We start from the raw sequence: 5,299 nt of genomic DNA on the forward strand, positions 1-5,299 counted from the left end.
GTCTGTCGTTCATAAGCCGTCAAAGACAGCGATGGACCCTGTGCTCGCTGGGTCATCTGCCCCAGTCGTCCTGGCCAGCGACGCTTACCGGACCCGTGTTCTGGGGTCGGGAAAGCCCATTTTGGTGTAGCCGGGTGCGCGCTTTCGTAGCGACGAGGCGAGTACCGGGGTGAGTTCGTCGTGGTAGTCGTGCACGGTCGCGGTGGTCTTGGCGGGGTGGGGTCGGGTGATGCGCCCGACGTATTGGACGAGTCTGTTCTTGAACGTAATCGGGGCAGCGAGGAATAGCGTGTCCAGGTCAGGGCAGTCAAATCCCTCGCCGATGAATGAGCTGGTGCCGACGATCAGCAAGGGTTCGGTGTCGACGGTGTGGTTGGCGAGTTGTTCGGAGATCTCCCGGCGCTGCCGCGCCTTCAACTGGCCGCTCAGCACGACCACCGACTTACCCTCGTTGCGGAGCCGTTCGGCGATGGCGTTGAGGTGGTCGATCCAGGTGGTGAGCACCAGAATGTTGGCGCCGTCGGTGTGAGCGGCGAGGATATCGGCGATGATCTGGTCGAGTCGGGCTGGATCGGCGATCAGGGCTCGGTAGATCTCGGCCATTCCGCCGGGAGCGCTGGGATCGGCTTGCCCGGTGTAGTGAAACTGGGTGGGGTGCAGATGCAGAACCGGGTGTGGAGCGAGTAGGTCGGCGTTTGTTAAGGGGAGCTCGCCGACTGCAGGGTTTTCAAGGGTCACGTGATGTGACCCGAGTTGGTGATACATGAGGTCTTCGAGCCCGTCGCGCCGCTCGGGTGTGGCGGTGAGTCCGAGCCAGTATTTGGCAGGTATTTGATTGAGAACGTTGAAGAACGCGCTGGCGGCGACATGGTGGCATTCGTCCACGATGACGAAACCGTAGCTCGCCGTGAGATCTTCGATGTTGTCGCGGCGAGCGAGTGTGGGCAGCAGAGCGATGTCGACGATGCCGGTCGTCTTGGATCGCCCGCCGCCGATCTGCCCGCACTTGAATCCGAGGTGCTTCTGCAATCGGTCACGCCATTGGTCCGCCAGTGCCTTGCGGTCGACGAGGACGAGGGCCGAGCAGGAGCGGGAAGCGATTGCGGCGCAGGCAATCACGGTCTTGCCAGAGCCTGGCGGCGCGATCAGGACGCTGGTGTCCTCTTCAACCAGGTGTCGGACGGCGTCGGCCTGCTCGGACCTAAGCTGGGTTGAGCAGCTGAATTCGTGAAGGTCGCCAATGGCGCGCTTGTCGTCGATGTGCAACGTGCTTCCGGCTGAGTCGACCAAGCCCATCAGAAGCGCGTGCAAGCCGCGCGGCAGGACCAGATCGCCCTCGACTGTCTCGTCGTAGCTATACAGAAAGCGTGGCGTATCCCAGACGCTGCGGCGAACGCGCTGGCGTTCATCGAACTCCGGATTTCGAATGGAAGCTGCGTGTTTGACGGCCGAAATCATGGCCGGACCAAGATCGTTGGCGGTCAGGGTGATCCGTGATGCGAAGGTTGCCCGGATGATCGCTGCCGGTCTCGGCACAATCTTCGACGATGTCGGTAACCGCAGCTTGCGTACGCGGTGGCCGAATTGCGGATCGGGAAGTGTACGAAAGAGCGCGGCGACGTTCTTGTGTGAAAGCCGCGCGATGCTCGATAGGTAGGCCCATTGGTCGTCGAAGGGCTCTAGGGTGGCGGGGTCGAGGAAGAGCGTTGTGCCGTGTTGGCGGCGTTTGCCGTTGAGAGGTGCGGCGATGAGGTTTCCCATGCCACGGCCAGTGTGGACGTCTTGGGAGGGAAACATCCGGTCATAGCTGCTGAGGTGCATGCTGCCGCGGAGTTGAAAAGCCTCGCCGAGCAGTCTGGTTGCGATGCCGCGGGCGGTTGCCGCCGATGTGGCCTGCGCGAAGAAGATCCACACGTGTGCGCCCCGCCCAGATTGCGATACCTCCAACGCCGCCGGAACGTGGTAGGCCCGTGCGGCTTTCATATATGCCAGTGCGTCGAGCATCGCGGCCTCCTTGTCGAAGTCTGCCGCGACCCACCAACATGTGTCATCGTCGCCAAGCGGATACAGGCCGATATGAACATCGCCGAGTAAGTGCTGACCGATGATGTCGGCAGTCAGCGGAAGATAAGGTGCGTCGGCGCGGTTCATGCCCCTGCGCCAGTACCCGCGGATAGCGGGCATCCAACCGGATCGGCCATCGCGGCGGTTCTCCCAACGCAGCGCGTAAACGTCGGAGCGACAACGAAACAGATCCAGGAAGAAGCGGATCTTTTCCTCGGGTGCCGATGCCATGCTCACCGGCGACTCCGGTGCGCCAGAGAGGGTAGCTTGATCCGGATCTGCCGCTCGGGCTTGCTCCTCGCTGAGTTTCAATAGGTGACGCAAGCGCACATTGTCGCTACGCAACGTCTCCAACTCGCCCGGGAACCGCTCCTCCACAACCACAGTCTGCCGGTCGGTACACCGCCGATGCGATTCACGGCATGAAGACTGTGAGTGTGCGGACGGTGGTTCAGCGGTCGGGTAGTCGCCTCGGCGAGACGCGGTCAGGTGACGGCGCGGATGAGCTGTCTGCCAGGTCGATGCCCAGGCCCCATCTTGTCGAAATAGATGAGGCGCGAATGCGGCGACTCTAGGTGTGGCAATAGTATCACGATTTAGTTATACTTTTGCCATGCCGACGAAGCCGCTGGCGCGGGATGAGCTGTGGGACGTTGCGAGCACGCAGCTCGGGTTCGTGACTGCTCAGCAGGCCGCAGATCTGGGTGTGGGAAAGGGTGCGCTGCAGATGCTCGTGCAGCGGGGCACGCTGACCCGCGTCGCGCACGGGGTATACCGGTTCCCGCAGTACCCGGTCGGCCAGTATGACCCGTACATGCTTGCCGTGCTGTGGACGCGTGCACCGGAGGCGTGCCTGAGCCATGAGACCGCGCTGGACGCCTATGGCATTAGCGACGTCAACCCCAACCGCATCCACGTCAGGGTCGCCAAGCACCGACGGCTGCGCCGAGCGAGTGGTGACGACTACGTGATCCACCGGGAGGACCTCACGCCAGCGCAGATCGGCTGGTGGCAGGAGATCCCCACCGTCACGCCGGCGACAGCCGTTGCCCAGTGCATCGCATACGGCACCCCAACCTACCTGCTCCGAGAGGCCATCGACCGGGGGCATGTCCAGGGCTATCTGACGTCCGCCGAACGTGACGAGCTGGCCACGGCATTGCAGGCTCGCGATGAGCGATGACCGCATCGGCTCCCGGCTCGCCGCCCTGCTGCACACGCTGGAGCCGAAGACGAAGCAGCCGGCGTCGGTGACCGTTCTGAACAACTGGATCGTCCAAGCCGAGGGCAAGCTCGGCCCGGAGGCCAAGGGCGGCAGACTCGGCTGGCTCGTTGCCTCGTCGGTCGCCATCGCTTGTGTCCAACGCGCAATCGACGCCGACGGCAGGCAGCTGTTCCTCCTCAAGGGCGGCACCCTGCTTCAACACCGTTTGCACGCCACCGCCCGGACTACCAAGGACGTCGACGGGCTTGTCCGCGGTGACCTGGACGCGTTTCTTCTAGCCTTGGAGGGCGCACTGGCCGAGCCGTGGGGACCGCTCATGTTGCGCCGGGGCGAGGTCGAGGTCGTCAACGTTCCCACCAAGATCATCAAGCCACGTCGGTTCGACATCATCATTGAGTTCCGAGGCGTCACCTGGAGGCGCATCCAGTTCGAGGTCTCACCCGATGAGTCAGGCATCGGCCAGGACTTCGACGCCATCGAGCCGCCACCACTGAGTGGGTTCGGCTTACCGAACCCCGACGCCCTCGCTGGGATCGCCATGCGCTTCCAGATTGCACAGAAGATCCACGCGGTCTCCGATCCTCACAAACCGCCGGACGCCATCAATGATCGTGCCCGCGACGTCGTCGACCTGCTCATGCTGCGTGACCTCGCAGCCGAGACTGGAAGTCCGACGCTGGCCGAGATCCGTGCAGCCGGTGCGGCCCTCTTTCAGGCCCGAGCCGAGGAAGCCCAACAGCTCGGTTTGCCGGCAAGGATGTGGCCGCCGGCCGTGACCGGACACGCCCACTGGGGTCACGACTACAAGCGGGCTGCCGCCTCGGCCAGCATCGATTTCTCGCTTGACGCGGCGGTTGCCCAGATCAACGACTGGATCGCCGAGGTCGACAAGGCATGACGCGGCCGCGTGTCAGATCGCGCCAACGTCGCTGCATGTGAACGGATTTGTGAACGAAACCGTGCGGAACGGAGGAGACCGCTTCGACACTGCGTGACATGCGAGACGCGAAATCTAAGCGACCTGCACGTTAGCGACGTAGGTAGAAGCGTAAGACCGCAACCGGCCGGCTCATAACCCAGAGGTCGCAGGTTCGAATCCTGTCCCCGCTACCAGGCAAAACGGTCCTCGGAGATCTCTCCGGGGGCCGTTTTCATTGGGTTGGGAACACTTTTGGGAACATTCGCATCGCTAACGATCGATTGGGAACAGATTGGGAACATCGGGTACGCGAAAATTGACATCGAGGTCAGAACCCCGACCGTGACCGAGATCCGCTCAACCACCATGAGCGTCACAGCTGATTCCATAGCTTTCTCGCTCGCGGAGTGTGTCAGCCGCAGGAACCGGTGTAATCGCCCGAACGCCGGGTGGCACGCCAGGTCGGGTGGTTGCCTTCGGTGAGGCCGGCGCGCCGGGCCGTCGGCCTGACCGACCGCGACGGCGCGGCTGAGCCGGACGACCGGGCCGTCGGTGACGGCGAGCAGTTCGTCATACGGCTCGACGATCTGTACCCAGTCGTTGTGTTCGACGGTGTGGGCGGTGGCGTGCAGCGCGGCAATCCTTGCGTGGAGCAGCCCGCCGGTGCCTGGATCCTCACCGCCGCTCTTCCGCCCGTCAGTGTCGGTCTCGGCGAGCAATGATCGAAACGTTTGGATGTGCCTCGGTGAGGTGGCGTGAAAGTGGGCATACCTTCCCGAGGATGATATGAAAGCCCAAGTTGTCCTGATCGAGACCTGCTTTGCAGCATCGGCACCCTGACCGCCGCGGGCTCAGATACGCTGCCGCGCTTGGCCGATGCGCTCGGCAAGGTCGCTGAACGGTGCGCCTGGGGGACGCCCCTATCTGTAGTGCTGTACCTACTGACGGCCACCAGTGAGAATGTCGACTCCAGTCGGAAGCACTGAGCGGTTTGATTCAGGACCACCTTGCTTGCAGAGTGATGGTCATGGGCGATGCGTCGACGTTGACTGAACCGACATACGGCACGGTATGCCACGACGTTTGGCCCT

Annotated in this window: 3 protein-coding genes and 1 pseudogene; 2 read left to right on the plus strand and 2 right to left on the minus strand. The window is 63.1% G+C overall.

The window, feature by feature from the left end:
* Window positions 1-84: 84 nt before the first annotated feature.
* Window positions 85-2,442: a TOTE conflict system archaeo-eukaryotic primase domain-containing protein gene (locus tag VET27_RS02330; RefSeq protein ID WP_526514772.1), complete on the minus strand. Its 2,358-nt coding sequence runs from the start codon at window positions 2,440-2,442 to the stop codon at window positions 85-87.
* 235 nt (window positions 2,443-2,677) lie between these two features.
* Here VET27_RS02330 and VET27_RS02335 point away from each other — a divergent pair, with 235 nt between their 5' ends.
* Window positions 2,678-3,247, plus strand: coding sequence for a type IV toxin-antitoxin system AbiEi family antitoxin domain-containing protein (locus tag VET27_RS02335; RefSeq protein ID WP_526514773.1), 570 nt, complete (start codon window positions 2,678-2,680; stop codon window positions 3,245-3,247).
* On the plus strand, window positions 3,237-4,187 hold the full coding sequence (locus VET27_RS02340; protein ID WP_526514774.1) for a nucleotidyl transferase AbiEii/AbiGii toxin family protein: 951 nt from the start codon (window positions 3,237-3,239) through the stop codon (window positions 4,185-4,187). Before VET27_RS02335 ends, VET27_RS02340 begins: the two co-directional genes overlap by 11 nt.
* A gap of 515 nt (window positions 4,188-4,702) precedes the next feature.
* Here VET27_RS02340 and VET27_RS02345 read toward each other — a convergent pair.
* A pseudogene (locus VET27_RS02345) lies at window positions 4,703-4,855 on the minus strand (RNA polymerase subunit sigma-24); the annotation flags it as partial.
* Between the last annotated feature and the right edge of the window lie 444 nt (window positions 4,856-5,299).

Source organism: Mycobacterium sp., assembly GCF_035633495.1.
Taxonomy (GTDB): domain Bacteria; phylum Actinomycetota; class Actinomycetes; order Mycobacteriales; family Mycobacteriaceae; genus Mycobacterium.